Origin of the sequence: Thermogutta sp. (genome assembly GCF_014359955.1) — a bacterium.
Classification (GTDB): Bacteria; Planctomycetota; Planctomycetia; order Pirellulales; family Thermoguttaceae; genus Thermogutta.
Genome location: NZ_JACIYL010000011.1, coordinates 1 through 17,922, shown reverse-complemented (window position 1 = coordinate 17,922; position 17,922 = coordinate 1). Strand labels below are relative to the sequence as shown.

Genomic DNA, 17,922 nt, shown 5'->3' with positions numbered 1-17,922 from the left:
CCGCGGATCCACGTAGTGCTTGATGGTTGTATCCGGCGAAGCATGGCCCGCCACCCTGGTGGCCATGTTCAGATCGTTCACGGCGGTCCAGGTGATACAGGTGCGCCGCATCTTCTGAAACAGTTGCCCGTGCAGATTCTTGGGAGCCGGAATGCCGGCCCGGTCCACGATCCGCCGGAGAGCTCGAAAAGGCCATTTCTCGTGATAGGGATGTTCCCAGACCTTTTGCTGCGGATGGTGGCGGAGTTGGTGCAAGAGGATCGACAGGTCTTCGGGAATCGAAAACAGTTGTTCTTTTTGCGTCTTCCGGCTCAACGCCCGAAGATACCGCCGCTCTAAATCGACCTGAAACCAGGAGATACTCAAAAGTGCACTGATCCTCAGCCCTGTGTAATACGCCGCGAGCAGGAGCGACTCCCACCAGAGCCGGGCAGGAGTCCGGCCCACGTAACCTTCTAGGTTGGCAACGTGTGCAAACAATTGTTGGATCTCTTCCAAAGTCCAGGCATCTGGTATTCGCCTTTCCACTCGTATTTTTGGAAACCGCGGAATCCGAACAATCAGTTGTTGTTGGTAGGCTTCGTTTAAGACCGCTTTGAGCACAGTGAGATAGTGCTTCAAGGAATGACAAGATTCGCAGCCGGCACCGACGTGCGAAAGAAACCTCGCGATGTGCTCTTCGCAAAGATCGACCAATGAAATGTCCCCATTCGCTTCGACGAATCTTCGCACAACCCGCTCCACGTCTTTGATGTGCTTGGGCGATTGATGCGGTCGGACAAGAGTGTATTGTTTTGCGAGCTGACTGATTCTCATGCTGCCTTCTCCTCGGGTGTAGAGCGGCCTCTCGGGCCACCCTGCCCCCCGAAGGCCGCGGACTACGACTTGACCTCCTATTGGAAGTCTGCCATACTCCGCGCACTAAGAGCGCACAATTTCCGCGCATGACAGCACTCCGAATTGTGTGAGTGCAGGTGCAACTACCCGCCTGGTTTTCTTAGCACCCGCCAAGCCGCCCGAGAGCGGGCCCAGAAGGTGCCGGTCATTTTTCCAAGACTGATTCTAAGCGTGCGCCTAGCTTTTGTCAATAGCAAAAAGCTGCAAATTCAAAAGCCGACAGAGGTTATAGGGACTTACGGTACGGTCTGCGATCGCGTTCGTATTTAGCAAGTTCCGACTCTGGGATGAGCAGGGCCTTTGCAATCTTGATTGCCTTAATACGCCCGCTTGCCACGAGTTGGTGCACGCGGCCTCGCGATACGGCAAGGCGTTTTGCCGCACTATCGACGCTGAACAGCCGTTCCCGCGGTTCGATAATCATGGAACTCATGCCTCCATTATATGCGCACACTTAGCATTAGTGCAAGAATGAAAGCAGGCGTGGAAGGGCTGACCGGCACCGCCGAAGCCCCCCGGCCGTCACCGAACCGGGCGCCTGCCGAGCGGAGGGCACGGGACTCGAACCCGCAACCCCTTTCGGGGCACCTGATTTCGAGTCAGCACACACCTCATAACCATAAAGTGGGGATTTATTATTGACGGCCGTTTCGCTTAATAGACAAGTCAGGGCTCACCGGCACCGCCGAAGCCCCCCGGCCCTCGCGGAATCGGGCACCTGCCGAGGGTGGCTGACGGGATTCGAACCCGCGACACCCAGATCCACAGTCTGGAGGTAGAACCAGATTGCTAGTCTGGTGAACTTGCCACTTGAGGTCCCGATCCCAACTTTGGGAGACTACCGATTTTGCGGGTGTTATCAGATGTGATGGGGGATGGAGACGCGAAAAGACCAGGCGTTGACAGGTGTCAACAACTCGCGCAGGGGAAGGTAGATGATGACCTGCTTCGGTTTTCCTGTGGTGGACCCTTCATCGTGAAAGTCAAGTCAATTGCGATCAGCAGATAGTGTCTAGTCACTCTAGCAACCACTACATCTTGGGGTCGTAACCCGCTTGGATTGTTACCGAGATCGGTGGCTATTTTCTCAGTTGCGTAACCGGGATCCCAAATTTAGAATTAAATGCCGCCGAGCTTAATATCGAGAGGCGAATAAGACCAACCGACAAGGCCATCGACGACTGTCTCAGGGAGAGGTACCTGGCCCATGAGCCTTAAGCGACTTGAAATTCATATTCAGGGGCCTCATGTTCGACCGGACCAGGTGCCGGTAAGAGACCTCTTCGCGTTTCTTGATCGATACGAGAAGCTCCTTAAAGAATTGGCCTGCCCGGACGGTAAACCAGGTCCCGACCTCTACCTGCGTCTCACCGGTGTCAAAGAGGGGAGCCTGTGCATCGAGTGTGTCGCGCCAGACGAACTTCAGACTGCCAACAAGACACTCTCGGAGATTGTTAAGGGCAGCGCGCCTCCGCCGCCAAATGCCGTACGATCGCTCAATGACCTACAGCGGATGGTCGAAAAACGCGGTTGGAAGGTGGAATTCACAGGGGATGAAATCGGTACATTATCCATCCCCGGTGAGAAACGTTTGACGCCCACTTGCATTGAAGGCGAAACAACGCTGTATGGAGAGTGTATCCAAGTCGGAGGAAAAGAAGCTAGGCTGAAGTTGTCTGGTTATAAAGGAAAAACGTTAACCATTGAGATTAGCAAGGAACTTGCCAAAGAGATTGGGCGTCATCTCTACGAAGAAATCGGTGTTTGCGGGAAGGGAAAATGGGATTTCAATACAGGCACCCTGCTCACATTTCGCGCTGACAAGCTTTTGCCTTATCGGAAAACACCGCTTGACAGTGCCATCGAGGCGCTGCAAAAAACTGCTGGACCGGATTGGGCGAAAATTGACGACATTGATAAGTTTCTTCGGAGCTTGTGGTGCGAATAATTCGGGGCCTGCGTAATGGGGTCAAGTGTGGTTTTCATCGACACCAATGTGCTTGTGTATGCGATTCGGCCCGACGACCCCAATTGCGACAAAGCCGCACGAGCGAAACATTTCTTAAGCGAGTGTGCTAAGAATAAAGTTCACATCTGCATTCCGGCGATCGTGGCCGCTGAGTTTCTTTTCGGTTGCGACAGCTCTTTCGAAGAAACGGGAAAACGTCTTCAAGAGAACTTCTGCATAATTCCCTTTGATTTTGAGGCCGCAATCGAATTCCGGCAGGTGGTAAGTAAGCAACGACAGAGAATGAAACCCGGTGCGACACAGCCTGTCAATTCCAACCGCGAAAAACGCTTTCGGGATTGTCTGATCATCGCAACGGCTTTGGCCCACAAAGCTGACGAATTGATCAGCTTTGACCAAGATCTCGTCACATTGGCTCTGGATCTAGGGATTCAGGCCCGCGAACCACCGCCTTCAACCATGCTTCCAGGCTTCGAATAACAATCGACGTTTACCAGCCTGAGTGGAAACGGGGTGGCCATGCCATGAGCTTCAGAGGGGTTACATTTTAGTGGAAAATTAGCCTCCGTTCAGTCTATTGTGTGCAACTCACTGTTGATTTTCGTCTTTCGGCGGGTCGTTCTTGTCTTCCAGATCGTTCTCTTTTTGTTGAAGGGTCAGCCGTCGGGAAACTTGCACCACATAACAGGCTGCGGTTTAGGTTCGTCTTTACGCAGGAAGTAACTGAGAGGTCGCCGGTAGCAATCTGCCAGCAACCGCAATTGCGCCAGCCGTGGTTCGCGCTTTCCGCATTCGAACTCGGAAAGGCTCGACGTTCCAATCCCGGTGGCCCGCTCCACGGCCTCCTGGGTGAGACCCAGCGATTCTCGAGCCCGCTTCAAACGCTCCGCCAGAGTAGACATAGGGCCCGGCCCTCTCCGTACTGTGAACGTCATCCAGACTGGTTCCAGAAAACCAAAGAATTTTACATCAGTAGACCGTGCCAGGCGAGAGTTGTTTCTGAAATCCAGAATGTCATCAAGATGACAACCATACTTATCATAAACCCTGAATCAACCCTCATCCGCACCGCAAGGCGTTGTAAAAGCTGGCTCGGCGGGGGATGCAGACCGGTGGCACAGCCGCGGCCAGCCTCGCAAAGAGTTCGCCGTCGGCGTCGTAGCGGTCTTCCTGAAACCGAAATCCTTGAAGGACGTCACGGCGGATGACGGCCTGGCCCAGGTCCACGTGGCCCACACTGGGAGGACATTGGGCCTCGCGGAGCAACGTTCCATCCGCGGCCACCTGGTCGAAGAGGAACCAGCCCGCCTGGGGATGGAGACGGCGGGCCTCGATGAACGCGTCTTCGAACTCCGGATGGATGAGGTTATCGTCATCGAGGAAGTAAAGCCATCCGCCAGTGATCCGTTCGATGGCCCAGTTACGCGCGGCGTAACCCACGGCCCCGGTTTGCCCTGGCCCCGGTCCCCAGTAGTGAATCCGGGACCACGGCAGCCGTGGCGGTACGGGTCCAAATCGCTCATCGAACAGGCACCACCACAGGACGTTCGTGGTCCGAAACCCGCCCCGAATACTATACTCCAGGCGAGGCAGGTTTTCCGGGCGGCTCACTGGCGTGATGAGATGGAGGGTTTCCATATTGACCTACTGGCCAGGCCAATTATCATCGGAACAAGATCCACACATGACGAGGGGCTCAGCATGGAAATCGTCCAATGTCCGCATTGTAGGGCGACGGCCCGGGCGCCCCGGCCAGGGCGTTATCAGTGTCCGAAGTGTGGCGGAACGATCGAGGTCACGGCGACCGCACCGGTCGAACCGCCTCCTCTCAACGATCAAGTCTTCTCCGAGCGCCCCGGCGCTGCGGCCTTCCTTTATCGACGTTTCGTTTCCCATCGCAGGTATCGCCATCTGGGGATCGTCTGGGTTATGGGCCTCATCAACATCCCAATCGGCCTTGTGGCGGCCCTCTGCTTGTCCAATCTGACCTACATTGTGCCCGCAGTCTGGTATGTCCTGGGCATTGTTCCCTTCACTTGCTGGTGGAGCATCCGAGCCACGGCCTCTATCCTTTCTCTCAAGCACGTGCCGTCTCCCGTGGCCGTTGCGCTAACGCTGGGCTCGATCCTTCTTTGTGCGGGAGGCGGATTCTTTCTTGGTCTCCTCTACCATGTGGACCCGCGGGACCTTATGCCATTCAGCCGCAATCCAATCTTCGAGGCCGCAGAGAAGGAAGTGTCGTTCTGGATACTCGCCACTCTTGCGGGAATGTATTTAGGCTCCTTTTTGGCCGTGCACACGCTCCTCCAGGTGGAGCGTTTGCAGTCTACGTCCTAGGCTCCCGAAAGCGTTCGTAAACAGCCCGCGTCTCTTCGTCGAATTCGGCTCGCAATTCCGTTTTCGGCACTGGACTCACCGTTCGCTCGACGTCCTGGTACCAGCTCGTATCGTCTGGACCCTTCATGAAGTACTGGGCGTGGTAGTTTTTCGTCGAGCCATAACGAAAGACATATCCCGGGACCGGATGGACCTCCAGGGGATCGGCCGGCGGCCCACATTCCCGCAATAAACTGGCCATGAACTCCTGATCGAAGTCGGCCCGTCCGTGGGTCGGCCACTTGACCCGCCTCCAGGCCTCGCGGCTCAAAAAGATCGACGCGTGAAAGCGTCCCGCAGCCGGTTCTTCCTGGAGGCTTCCTGTGTACAAGCTCAGCACCCGCGATGGCTTGGACCACAGGCGTCCTGTTCTCTGTATGGCCTCCAGGTGGGCCGCAAGATACCAGGGCAAATAAATATCGTCGTCTTCCCAGACCGCCAGGAAGTCGGCGTCCAGCATCGATACCGCCAGTTTCGCCAGGGCGTTGTACTTGCTGCCCAGGTCCGAAAAACGCTTGGACGTAATAACATGGATGGAACCATTGTGGTGGGGGTGAAGACTGCCCCCGTCGTCCCAGATGAGGAGCGCCCGCTTGCCGCCAACCTTCTGAGCAAGAAAGCAGGCCGCGGCGTTCCCGGCCAGTTGCGGGCGGCGGAAAGTCGGACAAATGGCAACGACCATCGCCGAGGGACGTTTTTCTGTCATAAGTCATTTTCCACACACATCTTGTGAATACCTATAACCCTTTTTCGACACCCCCGTTAGGTGTCGAAAAGTGTCGAATTTTTCCGTCAGGCAGCGTCCTTGCGTTGGCCCTGAACCGGCAGCCACTTGCCAATCGGACAGGCCTGGTCGGCCCATTCCGCCTTGCCCCCCTGTCCGGTCGGCGAATCGATCAGATAACATCCGCAGATCGAGCAGCGGTTCTCGGCCCGGTGTTCGCAGAGGGCGCAGATGTCCAGGCGGCGTTCGAGTTCTTCCCTGCTCACGAACCGGGCCCCGCTTTTCACGTGCTCGATGACGGCCCTGGTGAAATTGAAGACCTGGCGGGCCGTGGAGGGGAGCTTCGGGCGATCCTCGGGCCGATTGGAGAGGATTGTCAGCCCGTGCCAGTCCTCGTAGTGCTTCAGCACGGTCCATTGTGGATTTTCCTTGAGGAAACGACGCAGGGCCGGGAGGAGGCCCGGGCCCCCGTCCTCGCCGCGTTCGCCGAAGGTTTTGGTGTCGTGGAGGACGATCAGCCCCTGGACCCTGCCCGCATGGGCGTTCAACTCCGCCCAGACCTGGCTCGCCGTGTGCTGGGTGTCGATGAACAGAACCTCAATGCCATCCGGGAGTTCGACGAACCGCGAGTCGGCCTGGATGAAGTCGAAGCTGGTCTCGTTCACCTTCTCCGTGACCTGCGCAAGCCATCCGGGAGCGTTGACATCCACTGACACGAGCCGTTTCGGCTTCGCGGCCAGGAAGGCGGCCGTACTCCCACCGCGGGCGTTGCCTAGTTCCACCACGAGTGTTTTCCCGGTGGCCAGCTCTTTCAGACGCGGGATGTGTCCCTTGAGGTCGGGGTGATGTTCCGCCTGCCATTCGTACCACTTCTCCAGCGATTCGATCGCCGGGCCTCCCCCGCAACCGCCGCAGCCCGTGGACGACTTTACGGGTGGATGAAGGTGCTTTTCAGGATCGTCGAGGAGATATTTCCAATGCTCTTCCGGCATCCGGCTGAGTGCCCCCTGGGGGGCTGAGCCGTCGCCGGGATCCTCGCCCTCGCCGAGCACAAAGTGCCGATAGACGCGGTCTAGACCAAGGCCCAGCTCGAGGTGTTCGAGCACATAATTGCGGACCTTGTTCCACTGCGTGAGCGGGTAGGGAACCCCTTTGGGGCGGCCAAACCGGTGGACCCAGCCGAGTCCCGGCAGGCAGAGGCATTTCCGGCCGGCCCGGCGGTATTTCTCGTGGATGTAGCACTCTTCCCCGCCGAAGCCGCGGGCCAGGGGATGGAAGCCGAGCCAGCTTTCCCGCCGGGCACAGAAGAGGCCGAGTCCCTGGGCGAAGATCTGAAACGGTGGGTTTTCGGCACTCTGCCCCCGCGGATCGGAGCCCCAGATCCCCCACATCTCGGCCCGCCAGACGTCCTGGAAGTGCGTCCAGCGGTGGCGGAGATCGTCCGAGTGGAGGACGCCCTGGAGGAGGTCATCGCAGGGGTGGTTTTCCTCCAGGAATTTTTCCAGTCGCATCAGGGCTCCCGGCAGCAGCAGGACATGGCAATCGAGGACCAGGACATACTCGCCTTTGGAGTGTTGGAAAATCGCGTCGCGGGCTGGTGACGTGCCGACGGGTTGCGGCAGGGGCACATAACGCACCGGCACAGGTTGACCGCCGAGGCTCCGCACGAAGTCCCCCGTCGTCTTCCCGCTGGGGAGGTGCGGAGCGTTATCCACGATCACGATCTCGGCGTCTTGCAGGGCCTCGTTGTGATGGATGAGCAGGTCCATGACCGTGAAATAGACCCCGTCGAAATCGTCGTAACAGGCCATGCCGATAGTGAGAAACATCCTTCTCCTCCTCAATGACACTGCACGTAATAAAGCTCTCCTTGGTAATACCCACTCCGTGGCGGCGGGTCACAGGAACAATTCGAGCCGCACCCTTCATAGGTGCAGTCGTAATAGAGTATCCAGCCATACTCGTCATCAAACTGCCAGAGACACTGGCAGGAAGAGCAGCCCGGCGTCGACGTTGTGCTGGTGCTGGAACTCGAGGTTGTGCTCGAGCTGGTTGTGGGCTGGCCCGTCGTGGTGGTCGTCGATGACGTCGTCGTTGAAGTCGTGCTGGAGGTGGTGGACGACGTTGTGCTGGATGTCGTACTGCTGGTCGTTGTGCTCGAGCTGGAGGTGGTGGAGGAGCTCGTGCTGGTCGGCGGCGGAGGCGGGGGCTGGTCCACGCACTGCGAGATGTAGGTATTGGTCCAGCCGGAAACGGGATCCCAGACCGGTCCGGGGCCTTCCGGCGGCCGGCAGTAGCACCCCTGCGGACAGCCTTTTGTGAGGGCCCAGATGTGATACCAGGAAGACCATTCCCAGACACAGGAGCCGCCACACGGCTGCCGGGTCGTGGTGGCCGATTGGCATGCCGTGAACTCAACCTCCCCGGATACTTGCGGCGGATGTGCCGGTGGTGGGCACCCCTGGCAATTCTCACTGCATTGATTATCCCAGAGCTCCCAGTAAAGGCTGCCATCGGCGTTATTTCGTCTGGCCCGCCATTCGCATGCCCCGGTACAGATGCAGGTCTTCGTCAGTTGCTCTTGGTCGCTCGTGCAGCGCCTGTAGAACATCCCTGGAGATTCAAGTTCATCCGGGCACACCACGGGACAGCCGCATCCCGGCGGACAGTTCCCGCCGTGAGTGAGAATTGTCTTCCTGCCATCAGACTCATAGAGGAGCTCGTACGCACACCAGCCCGGGCAGGGACAGGTGGTGGTTGTGCCGGTCACCGGTTCGCAGCCGACGATGCCCCGTGTCTGTGAACCGTCGCAGGGAAGGGGCTTGCAGCGGCAGCCCGGGGCGCAGCGCTGGTCCACGATGAACGGATCCAGATACTCGCAGTAGCCATAGCAACTGCAGGTCGTTGTGGTGGCGGCCTGGCCTGCTGTCAGGCAGCCGACCACGACCGTTTGCCCGGGCAGGACCTCGGTGCAGGGGGCCGGAGCACACTGGCATCCCGACTGGCACTGATTGGAAATGAGGTAGACGCCTGTATCGGTGGCCCCGTAGAGGCAATAGCCCGGACAGGCCGTGGTGGTCGTCGTGGAGCTTGTCGTCGTCGTGCTGGTGGTCGTCGAGCTGGTGGAGCTGGTGGAGGTGCTACTGGTGGTTCCCGGGACACACACCGATTCGCGGCACTCTCCGACCTGGCTGCCAGCAACCGGCGGTGTCGCACAGGGGCAATTCCCCGGGCAGGGAGGGCCGACGGGATTCCACCCCGATCCATCCCACCGCATCAGGCAGCGACTGCCACAACCCGGGGTCGTGCTTGTGGTCGGCGGCCGCGTTGTCGGCGGTGGCGGGCACGGCCACGGCCAGGGGGTCGTGCCGCAGACGCAGTGACAGGGTGTGTAGGCGAGGTTGTGGCAGGAGGGATCCGCGGGCGACTGCGACGGTGGATCACAGAGGCACTTCTGGCACTCCTGTCCATCTGGACAGGGGCAGAACGGACCGGAACGGGTACAGGACTCGCGGGTTTTTACCCATCGTTGCCAGGTGATGGACCAGACCCATTCGCATCCGCCGGCGCAGGGCGGGCATGGGGTGGTGATCACAGGCGGACGCTGACTGCAGGGAGTGTGTTCGATGTCGCACTGGTCGCGCGGCATCCGTGTCGGATACGCACATCCGCAGTCGGGACAGCAATCAGAATTCGCGATGACCCAGCTCAGACCTCCGCCGATACCAATGACCGCCTTCCACTGGCATCCGCCACAAACAGTCCCGCTATCGGGACAACAGCACTCCGGCCGGGGCGTGGTGGTTGTCGTCCAGGTCTCGGGACAGCACGGATGGCCAGGCGGATAGGGGCAGGGAGTCGTGCTTCCCGGACTGGAAGTGCTCGTGCTGCTTGTCGGTGAACTTGTCGTACAGATGGGATTGGGGGGTTGACTGTCCGCCTTCACGCAGAACGTCGAGGCGTAGGCACAATCCCCGTCCCCGCAGAATTGCGGTGACGCACACAGACACCCTTCGGAACATTGACCGTTAACCAGCGTCCAGGCCTTGTTTTGATCGTCCCATTGCCAGTGACAGGTGCCGCTGCAGGGAGGTGTCGTCGTCGTGACACAAGGAACTACCAGCTCCCAATTCTCATCTTCGCAGCGTTTCGGCTGCGGGGCACACTCGCAGCCTTCGGGGCAGGTGCTTTCCTTGATCCGCGCCTCTCCATCGACGCACTCCCAGGTGCAGGTGCACGGCTCGCAGCCGCTCTGTCCCCAGCCAGGAACGGCTGTGGTGCTTGTCGTGCCCCCTTGCGAATCGCGGCAGGTCAGACTGTAGAGGGCCGGTTCCACCGCCGCATGTTGGGCGGCCACAAGAATCCGGCCGCGGTTCACGTCTAGTTGCAGCCAGTCGATGTCGGCGTACGGCTCGGCCAGAATTTGGGGCGCGTCGCTGAGAGGGAGAGTGAGCGTGCTGAGGCTCGGCGAAGTGATCTCCTGAATCTTGCGGATCCGCTTGAGGATCGCCCGCGCGCAGTCCTCCGACAGGTTGCAGCCCGTTGTCTGGTAGGAACGCTGGCCAGTCCCAGAATCGAGCGTGTCATCGAGGGTCCGGAACTTGAGGTAGCGTCCGGAAGGGCTGCAGACCGGCCAGCTCAGGCGGAGATTGCGTGGCTGATAGTGCGTGTCGGCCTTTCCGTCGCTGCGGCCAGCCAGGATATGGAGTGTTTTTTTCTGCTCACTGTCGGCGAAGAATCGTTTCTTCGTCAGCTCGATGTAGTGAATTCCGCCAGACCACCAGAACACAGAGCCGACGACATATCCCAGTCCGGCGGCGAGGGCGTCGAGAATCACCGTGGCCGGCTGGCCGGGAGTCGTCCAGCCTTCCGGATCGGGAAGAATGGGCGGCAGCGTGGTTGTGGTGCTCGTGCTCGTTGTGCTGGATGTCGAACTCGTTGAGGTGCTGCTGGTGGAGGACGTGCTTGTCGAAGTGGTGCACACGCGGCTGGTGGTGGTGCTGGTGGCATGGATGTCGGCTTCCAGGTCAGGAAACCGATCGAGATCGGCCGCGGTGATCTCATCGTAATCAACGATGTCCCCTTCGGGGGTCCAGAAACGGACTTTCGCCTGGAGTGTCTCCTGGAGTGTCTCGATGATCTCGCCCCACCGCCTGGGGCGATCGAGTGGAATGTAAACAAACTGCCAGAAGTAGCGATCGTCCACGAGGACAAGCAGGTAGAGTTCGTCGCCGGCGTCCTCTTGTGGGGCTTTATCGAGCGTCTCGTGGGCCACGACCGGCACCAGATCGAGGACCCACAGGACCTGAGCGTATCCATCTTCTCCGTGCTCGAAATAAAAAATAACGCCGGTGTTGCCACTAGATTCCTGGATTTGCTTGTAGATCTCGCGTGCCGACTGGCCGTCGATGAGAAACAGCCCAATCGTAAATCGTGAGGCCCCCGTGGGAATCCACAACGTATTGAGTTCCCATCGTCGCGGCAGTCTGTCCGCCCAGCGAAACGTGGACCAGCCGCCCAGCGGCCGCGTTCCGATCTCGGAAAGCCAGAGATAGTTCGGGGAAAATGGACTGGCGGGCGGAGCCACATAGGGCCAGTATCCCGGTGGCCAGTGACGGCGGAACCAGGCCTGGGCCCGCCGATCCGCGGGCCGGAGGATGCACGCCAGATCGTTAATGGTGAAGATGATCTTATCGCTCACAGGTTCCAGGATATGGGGATGAGAAAATCAATGGCCAGACTGGCATAGTGCAGGTCGCCGCGCTGGCCCTGAAGCCATACCATCCGGGTGCAGGACACGGCCGCGATTGTCCTGCCCACATTCCACTGCACAAGATGCTGGCCGCAGAGGGCCCGCAGAATCCGCCGCTTCCACGCAAGAACGCCATCGGTCGGATGCAAAAGGCGATTGTGGTCGCTGCCGCTGCGGTCGCGTGCAATCCGCATGTACAGTCTCACGCGGAAGGTCCACTCCTCGATGGTGTTCTCTACGCTCTGTTCCTCAACCTCGAAATGCCCTTCCAGGGGTGTCACGGTGACGAAGACGGGAGCTGGTGGCAACTCCATCGGGGCGAGGTCATCGGCGGCGAGAAAGCAGGTGTTCTCGCTCAGCGCGAGCTCGCTCCGCAGGTGCTGGAGAACCCACTCAAGGACATCGATTTGCGTGACGTCAGTGGCCATGGTTATGACGGCGATGGCGAGGGATTGGGTCCAATGTCCTCGGTGAAGACGTCCTCGGGTTTGAATCCGCTGTCCGTGGCCGCCGTGTGCGGCATGCGGCCGACAGGCCAGACAGCCGACTTCTCGGGTGGTGCCCGATCCAGGGCGTAGACGTATCTGGCCCGGGCCCGGTAAATCCAGCCGTCTCCCGCCGGGGACACGGCCGGCGGCAGAAGGTCGATCGAATAATCGAGCAGGTACCCCTTCACGCCGTTGTCATCCGTGTAATCGACGGGTGCCGGTAATTCGGGGTGCTGGCCGTGGCGTTCGGCGTCAATGACGATGACCCGGCGGGCCGTGCTGTGTCCAAGCTGCACGACGACTGTCTGCGCGGCTTCGTCATCGGCGGACAGTCGATCGAACACCATTCGGCGGCGGGAGATCCTATAGGTGGACACCATCCGGCAGTAGGTGTACATGGCCGTCTGGTGGCTAGGCGAGAATTTGCGTTCTTCCTCGGGAACAATAAGGTCTCCCGGTTTCACTCGTTGCACGGAGACCTCTTCCACGGCCGGGCGGGTAACCTCTTCGGGAGCGCCCTGGGGGGCAGGCCACCAACCGGTGGCATGCCAGGGATGGTAGGGCCTCTGCAAATAGCACTGGAAGATGGCGACCGCGGCAGGATCCCTCTCCCCGCCCCAGGTGTTGTAGCCGTAAGGGGCCGGCATCCAGGAGAGATTGGGATCGTACTGGGGATGCGGCGGAACGCCCAGACCGGGAATGGGCCACGGCTGGGCCGATAGGTCGAGATCATTCCCCAGTTCTTTGTAGTTGTTGACGAATTGCTGTTCCGCTTCCGTGAGATCGGTGCCCGGCGAGAACTGGTATTCGATGGAACCCGAGACCTGGTTCACTTCGCCAATGTATTCGGTGAGTTGAATCCGAACGGGGAGCCAGTTGAGAAACTTATCGTTCATCAAGTTTCTTGACAGGAACTTCGTGAGGGCATCCATGATCTGAATCGCCCGGATGACAAGGGCCTTGCGCGGGACGTGAGGTGGTCCGATGAGATCGACCTGACAGTGCCCGCGGTAGTGCATGCCCAGTTCGGTGGATTTACTGTTGGTGACACGCATCTCGGTGGCGGGCCAAGGGGCGGCCGTGTGGACCTGCCGATCGACGACTTCATATTCGCAGGTCAGGCCATCTTCCTTCACGGCATAGCGGAACCGCTGGCGTTTGAATCCCGCCTCCAGGGCGGGGACCGTGATCCAGCGGTAGTCGAAGCCGATGCGCGCAACAGGCCGCGACAATCGCAGTGACCCGCGGATCGTGCGGGTGAGATAAAAATTGCTGTCCAGCTCTTCCTCGACGGACCAGCGATTATCGAGGACCGTTTGCAGATCGGCGAATTCCTTTTCGAAATGAATCCGTTCCGAATAACTGAGGTCTTTTAGGAAGTCCAATTTTTCGCACTGGACCTGCCAGCGAACTTTAAGGGCCCGTCCGCCGATGCTGCCCAGGGTCTCCAAATGGATCGGCTTGGGGCCATGTCCGAGATCGCGATCGGGGTCCTGGGGATTGATCCGCTCGGGAACGCACCGGAAGAGGGTCAGCCAGTTGACCTGATCGCCGTCCTTGAAGGCCCCTTTCACCTCCAGGACATGGCGGGGATCCATGAGGGCATGGCGAATGTCCTTCCACAACGCGTGCGCGATCACGGGAACACCCATCATCTCGCAGGCAGCGTACTGCCCACGCCGGAATCCCGTGATGAGCCCTTCGAATTCCAGGGTATAACGGACAAAGAAATGGTCTGTTCCCGACGGATCGTAGACCACTTCCTGCCGGAAACCGCGGGTGATCACGTTTTCTAGTCGGATATTGTTGTACTCGACGACGATCATTACTTCTTCGGACCGCGATTGAAGGGGGCCGCGGGGGCCTGACGCTGCGGCATCTGTACCCGGGCCCGGCGATAGGGGTCGAGCCACTCCTGGAAAGGTGGTGGTTTGGGACGCGTATCCACCCCCAGAAAGAGCATGAATGCCTCAATGGCGTTATTGATCGGACCTGCCAGCTTTTCCAGCGTCTTAATGCCCGTGGCAATCTTCGTCACTTCGGCGAGTTGGAGTTTGCCAACCTGCCACAGATTGTGGAGATTCTGCTGCAAGGCCCGTAATTCCTCACCTTCCCTGCGGTATCGTTCCGCGGCCCTGGCGGCAAGGGCCGTTGTGCCGTAGGTCCGCTCGGCCATGCGGCGTGCCTCCTGGAGCCGGGCCACCTGATACTGGGCCTGAAGTTGCGCGAAGCCTGCATGCACCTGGGCGAAGTTGCTTACGAACCTTTGAATTTCATGAACGGCCTCATCCTGGCTGCGGACGAATTTCCAGACCGCTTCGGCCGCCTTAACAAATGCCGTCCCGATCGCCACCGCGGCCATCACCGCGATGCCCACAGGCCCCGTTGCAATCCCTGCCGCGGTGGCCGCCATCCCCCCGACGCGTCCCACCATCCCCACCATCTGGGCCCCGCGGGCCAGCTGCTGGGCCGTCATCCCCGCCCGGGCGGCCTGCTGGACCGCCTGGGGCGCCCGCATCGCCGCCGGGGCCCGCGACAACTCCAGAAACAGCCGGCGGGCATTGCCCCGCTCGGCATAACGGCTGAGGGCTTGTCCCACGTAGCGGCGAAGGGGCGATCGACTCCGCTCGAGCTGCCACCGCCAGACCCGGCCCCGCCTGGTCTGGAGCAGTCTCTGCAGGGGCGAGACGGTCCGTTCGCGTACCGGACGATAGCGACGTTCTCCCGACCGCAACGGCCGCAGCCGCGTTTCCTGGATCCGCCGCACCGTCGTCGTGGCCGTCGGCTCGCGTGGCTGGGTCACTTGTTGGGCGACCCGCTGGGTCTGCGGTCCGGCCGGCTCGTGGCGCCGCTCCGCCAAGCGGGCGGCGATCTGTTCGATCGTCGGCTGGATCTTCTGGAGTTGTTCGGAGAGGGCCTGATTGGTCTTGGCCAGATCTTGAGTGGTACTCCGCGGTTCAGTCGCTTGTTCTTGGATCCGCCCTTCCCCTTGGGCTGATTTCGCGAAACGAGTCGACGCAGTAGCTAACAAAGCCTCCGAGATCTCGCGGGCATTGATCTTCTGGAGTGTGTCTAGGTTGAGGACGTTGCTCGTTTGGGGAAGCGGGGACGAGGCCTTGAGTGAGGCGGCCGTGCGGGCGAGTTCCCCTTCGGCGCGGATGAGGGCCTTGCGGAGCTCCTCCGCCCCGCGGACGACTTCGTCGACGATGGCCGCAAACTCACTGAGCATCCCCTTCGAGCCTCCGATAGGCCTGGTACAACTCGTACGCGCTGGCCGCCTCCTCCTCGTCGTGACTGATTGCCTCAAACGCCTCCTTGGGGATCTCGCCGAAGGCCATGCTGATCCCTTTAAACACTGGCCAGGCGTCCCTCCATAACATCCGCCTTTGTGCCATCTCCAATGCGAGCGGCCAGCGGGGATCCCGCGGACTCAGGTCGGCGAATTGGATGACCCCCCAGCCGAAGCGGGCTGCGAGGTCGATCCAGGGAAAAAACGTTCCCGGACCTCCTGCAAAAAGGCGTCGAACTGCTGGAACACCGCCGCGATTTCGGCGTCGGTGAGCCCGCGGCCGGTCTGCGGATCGTAGCGGCGGAGTCCAAAGATCTCTGCGACGAGGCTCACGAACTCCTCTGCTTCGGGATCCTTCTGCTCGTCGAAGGCGGCCGCCAGGACCACCAATCGGTCGGCCTCCTTCGTGATCCGACGAAAAAGGGGGAGCGGATCCGCCGCCACCCACTTCTCACCATTGTGATAGCGAAAAAGGAGACGCCGCTTCCGGAATGGCCACATCAGTCCTCTCCCTCCTGCTCTGCCGGAATCTCCGTCGTGCTCGTCGTTCCGTCGAATCCCGGAAACGGCGTCGTCGTGGTCGTCGTCACATCTTCGTTGTGGCCCCACAGAGTTGGCATCGCACCCTCCTCATGAAACCTAATCCAAGAGACTGTCTGGAATCTGTGTCGTCCCTGATCCCGGTGGCGATCGATCGATCCGCGACCGCCACTGAAGAAACCGCTCCAATGTCAATTCCCACTTGCCAGCCAGGTTGTTTGAGGCAGTGATCGTCCAGCTATCCCCTGAAAAAGGTTTCCAGCCCGTGGCTACCGCAATATAGGGCCCACCGGGATACAGTCGTGAGCCTTCTACCAGCACCAGTTCATCCAGGCCCACGGCTTGCCCATTGGGGATCGGTGTGCTCGCCGTGATGACTAGGGCCACTGTGCCGCCCTCGAAGTCAGCCGGCAGCCGGAAACTCCCTGTAATCCCAGTATGCTGGTTGCTGGGGAGGCTGCTCACAGAGACCGTGATCCGGTTGAGATTGCCAGCCGAATCGGAGAGGGGCGTGTCGTTGACAGCCCGGCGGAGCTCCAGGCGGATCTCGCCACTTGCTGTGGCGGTACGGCGGGCCCGGCCGAGCAGGAAATAGACCCGCCCCGGTTGCAGACGGACCATCTGATAGAGGGTTGTTTGCTCGCTGCCGTTGCCGACAAGTTTGAGAGCTCGTCCCCGGTAGGAAAGGACATCGCCCGGGCGGGTCGTTGTGATCGTGACCTGGGGACTCGTGCCGCCAGTGAGTTTATTGATCGCCCCGAGCTGGTTGATGTCCCCCGGCGTTTTCTCGAAGGTGACAGTGAACGGATTTGTCCCCGTCACAGTGACCGCCTCCAGGCCGCGGATGCCCTGCAAAGCGGACTGGATTTCACTGGCCGTCGGGGCGTAACCGATCGGCTCGGTCTGGAAAATCCTTCCCAAAGGATCGGTCCACGTGAGGACGAAATAGCCTCCCGTGGGATTGCCGGAAATAGTGATTTGCTGCTCCTCCGGTTCGGTCACCAGGACGGTCGTCCCCGGGGTGCCTGTGTGGATCGTCCAGCCGTCGGGGATATTGGCCGAAGCGACCTCGAAGCCCGCATTGCGGAGCAGGGACTGTTGGAAGGTGTTCACGGGAAGTCTGAAATACGCCCCCGAGCCACCGGGCCAGGAGGCATCTCCCCGGGAGACTGGGGCCTCGGCACTCACGTTGATCGCGCTGCCATCACTTCGCAGGACGATCGACTCGGGATAGATCCAGACAGGTTCGCCGTAGGTGTTGCGGTCGCTGACGGCAACCAGGACGTCGCCCGTGTTGCCGGTGGCGGGAGTAACCGTTAAAGACTTCGTGGAACTGGCGAAATAATAGCCGCCCGCAACCAGGTCCCGGCGGAGCGTCTCCAGGGCATCATTGATTGTGCGAAAGACCAGGCCTTTTTCGCTGATGTAGCGCCGCAGGAGGGCAACAGCGACACCGGTCAGTTGTCCCTCCAGATTGCTGCCGGCGGAGTCCCAGGTGCTATGGGCCGAGAGGGCATTCTGGGCCTCGGGGAAGAGGTCCAGGGCGGCCTCCAGGGCATTTCTTTTGGTGAGGACGGACCCTGTGCGGGCCGCATCGACCGCCCGGCCGAGGCCAAAGAGCTTTCCCAGGAGGTTGAAGAAACCGCTGTCGGCAGAAGGCGTGTAGAGGTCCATAAAGGGGATTCTACCGTCTACGCCGCTTTAAGTTGGGACAGGCGGCCGGTCTCCGCGAAACATCGGCCGTCCCGGGGGAGATAAGGCAAGTGGAATTTGATCGGAAGTCGGGAAAAACCCTAGAGCGTGGAGCGACGGGCGTGCCAGGCCTGGAACTAGAGAATGAGATCCTTAACCGCTTCCCACTGGTTGTCCAAATAGGGCTCCCAATAT

General features: G+C 60.1%; 16 protein-coding genes and 1 tRNA gene. 3 read left to right on the top strand and 14 right to left on the bottom strand.

The window, feature by feature from the left end; all coding sequences use genetic code 11:
- The 3 genes from H5U08_RS00960 to H5U08_RS00950 form a co-directional block, all read right to left on the bottom strand.
- Window positions 1–816 (bottom strand): site-specific integrase (locus tag H5U08_RS00960; protein WP_297029227.1); only part of this gene is annotated, 816 nt, incomplete at its 3' end.
- A 307-nt stretch (window positions 817–1,123) separates the two neighbouring features.
- Complete coding sequence (locus tag H5U08_RS00955) at window positions 1,124–1,321, bottom strand: helix-turn-helix domain-containing protein (protein WP_297029225.1); 198 nt, start codon at window positions 1,319–1,321, stop codon at window positions 1,124–1,126.
- A gap of 308 nt (window positions 1,322–1,629) precedes the next feature.
- Window positions 1,630–1,716 (bottom strand) — tRNA-Ala (locus H5U08_RS00950).
- A gap of 388 nt (window positions 1,717–2,104) precedes the next feature.
- On the opposite strand from H5U08_RS00950, the gene H5U08_RS00945 reads away from it, so the two are divergent.
- Both H5U08_RS00945 and H5U08_RS00940 read left to right on the top strand, forming a co-directional pair.
- Entirely contained in the window at window positions 2,105–2,845 is a 741-nt protein-coding gene (locus tag H5U08_RS00945) for a hypothetical protein (RefSeq protein WP_297029223.1), read from the top strand.
- 15 nt (window positions 2,846–2,860) lie between these two features.
- Entirely contained in the window at window positions 2,861–3,346 is a 486-nt protein-coding gene (locus tag H5U08_RS00940) for a PIN domain-containing protein (protein WP_297029221.1), read from the top strand.
- Between the two features lie 176 nt (window positions 3,347–3,522).
- On the opposite strand, the gene H5U08_RS00935 is transcribed toward H5U08_RS00940, so the two are convergent.
- The gene (locus tag H5U08_RS00935) at window positions 3,523–3,768 is read right to left on the bottom strand and encodes a helix-turn-helix transcriptional regulator (RefSeq protein ID WP_297029218.1); all 246 of its coding nucleotides are present in this window, start codon (window positions 3,766–3,768) and stop codon (window positions 3,523–3,525) included.
- 157 nt (window positions 3,769–3,925) lie between these two features.
- A complete protein-coding gene (locus H5U08_RS00930; protein WP_297029217.1) occupies window positions 3,926–4,504 on the bottom strand; it encodes a glycosyltransferase family 2 protein in 579 nt (192 codons plus the stop codon).
- A gap of 63 nt (window positions 4,505–4,567) precedes the next feature.
- Between H5U08_RS00930 and H5U08_RS00925 the strand changes: the two genes are divergently transcribed.
- A complete protein-coding gene (locus tag H5U08_RS00925; protein WP_297029215.1) occupies window positions 4,568–5,203 on the top strand; it encodes a hypothetical protein in 636 nt (211 codons plus the stop codon).
- Here H5U08_RS00925 and H5U08_RS00920 read toward each other — a convergent pair.
- The 9 genes from H5U08_RS00920 to H5U08_RS00880 all read right to left on the bottom strand — a co-directional run bounded on the left by H5U08_RS00920 (window position 5,193) and on the right by H5U08_RS00880 (window position 17,709).
- A complete protein-coding gene (locus tag H5U08_RS00920) occupies window positions 5,193–5,948 on the bottom strand; it encodes a hypothetical protein (RefSeq protein WP_297029213.1) in 756 nt (251 codons plus the stop codon). The two genes, H5U08_RS00925 and H5U08_RS00920, sit on opposite strands and share 11 nt — an antisense overlap.
- An 86-nt stretch (window positions 5,949–6,034) precedes the next feature.
- Window positions 6,035–7,795 carry a glycosyltransferase gene (locus tag H5U08_RS00915; RefSeq protein ID WP_297029210.1) on the bottom strand — a complete coding sequence of 587 codons (1,761 nt, stop codon included), beginning with the start codon at window positions 7,793–7,795 and terminating at the stop codon, window positions 6,035–6,037.
- A gap of 11 nt (window positions 7,796–7,806) precedes the next feature.
- Window positions 7,807–11,667 carry a hypothetical protein gene (locus H5U08_RS00910; protein ID WP_297029208.1) on the bottom strand — a complete coding sequence of 1,287 codons (3,861 nt, stop codon included), beginning with the start codon at window positions 11,665–11,667 and terminating at the stop codon, window positions 7,807–7,809.
- Complete coding sequence (locus tag H5U08_RS00905) at window positions 11,664–12,146, bottom strand: hypothetical protein (protein ID WP_297029207.1); 483 nt, start codon at window positions 12,144–12,146, stop codon at window positions 11,664–11,666. The genes H5U08_RS00910 and H5U08_RS00905 overlap by 4 nt, the downstream gene beginning before the upstream one ends.
- A 2-nt stretch (window positions 12,147–12,148) precedes the next feature.
- A complete protein-coding gene (locus H5U08_RS00900) occupies window positions 12,149–14,032 on the bottom strand; it encodes a hypothetical protein (RefSeq protein WP_297029205.1) in 1,884 nt (627 codons plus the stop codon).
- A complete protein-coding gene (locus tag H5U08_RS00895; protein WP_297029203.1) occupies window positions 14,032–15,435 on the bottom strand; it encodes a hypothetical protein in 1,404 nt (467 codons plus the stop codon). Before H5U08_RS00895 ends, H5U08_RS00900 begins: the two co-directional genes overlap by 1 nt.
- Complete coding sequence (locus H5U08_RS00890; protein ID WP_297029201.1) at window positions 15,425–15,562, bottom strand: hypothetical protein; 138 nt, start codon at window positions 15,560–15,562, stop codon at window positions 15,425–15,427. The genes H5U08_RS00895 and H5U08_RS00890 overlap by 11 nt, the downstream gene beginning before the upstream one ends.
- Before the next feature lie 74 nt (window positions 15,563–15,636).
- On the bottom strand, window positions 15,637–15,996 hold the full coding sequence (locus H5U08_RS00885) for a hypothetical protein (protein ID WP_297029199.1): 360 nt from the start codon (window positions 15,994–15,996) through the stop codon (window positions 15,637–15,639).
- A gap of 138 nt (window positions 15,997–16,134) precedes the next feature.
- Window positions 16,135–17,709 (bottom strand): hypothetical protein, encoded by a 1,575-nt coding sequence (locus H5U08_RS00880; protein ID WP_297029198.1) that lies wholly within the window; start codon window positions 17,707–17,709, stop codon window positions 16,135–16,137.
- Window positions 17,710–17,922 lie beyond the last annotated feature (213 nt).

Coding starts and splice junctions, on each gene's coding strand:
- H5U08_RS00905 (WP_297029207.1), bottom strand. CDS start 12,146: ATGGCCACTGACGTCACGCAAATCGATGTCCTTGAGTGGGTTCTCCAG.
- H5U08_RS00895 (WP_297029203.1), bottom strand. CDS start 15,435: ATGCTCAGTGAGTTTGCGGCCATCGTCGACGAAGTCGTCCGCGGGGCG.
- H5U08_RS00920 (WP_297029213.1), bottom strand. CDS start 5,948: ATGACAGAAAAACGTCCCTCGGCGATGGTCGTTGCCATTTGTCCGACT.
- H5U08_RS00880 (WP_297029198.1), bottom strand. CDS start 17,709: ATGGACCTCTACACGCCTTCTGCCGACAGCGGTTTCTTCAACCTCCTG.
- H5U08_RS00925 (WP_297029215.1), top strand. CDS start 4,568: ATGGAAATCGTCCAATGTCCGCATTGTAGGGCGACGGCCCGGGCGCCC.
- H5U08_RS00955 (WP_297029225.1), bottom strand. CDS start 1,321: ATGATTATCGAACCGCGGGAACGGCTGTTCAGCGTCGATAGTGCGGCA.
- H5U08_RS00930 (WP_297029217.1), bottom strand. CDS start 4,504: ATGGAAACCCTCCATCTCATCACGCCAGTGAGCCGCCCGGAAAACCTG.
- H5U08_RS00900 (WP_297029205.1), bottom strand. CDS start 14,032: ATGATCGTCGTCGAGTACAACAATATCCGACTAGAAAACGTGATCACC.
- H5U08_RS00940 (WP_297029221.1), top strand. CDS start 2,861: ATGGGGTCAAGTGTGGTTTTCATCGACACCAATGTGCTTGTGTATGCG.
- H5U08_RS00915 (WP_297029210.1), bottom strand. CDS start 7,795: ATGTTTCTCACTATCGGCATGGCCTGTTACGACGATTTCGACGGGGTC.
- H5U08_RS00885 (WP_297029199.1), bottom strand. CDS start 15,996: ATGTGGCCATTCCGGAAGCGGCGTCTCCTTTTTCGCTATCACAATGGT.
- H5U08_RS00935 (WP_297029218.1), bottom strand. CDS start 3,768: ATGTCTACTCTGGCGGAGCGTTTGAAGCGGGCTCGAGAATCGCTGGGT.
- H5U08_RS00945 (WP_297029223.1), top strand. CDS start 2,105: ATGAGCCTTAAGCGACTTGAAATTCATATTCAGGGGCCTCATGTTCGA.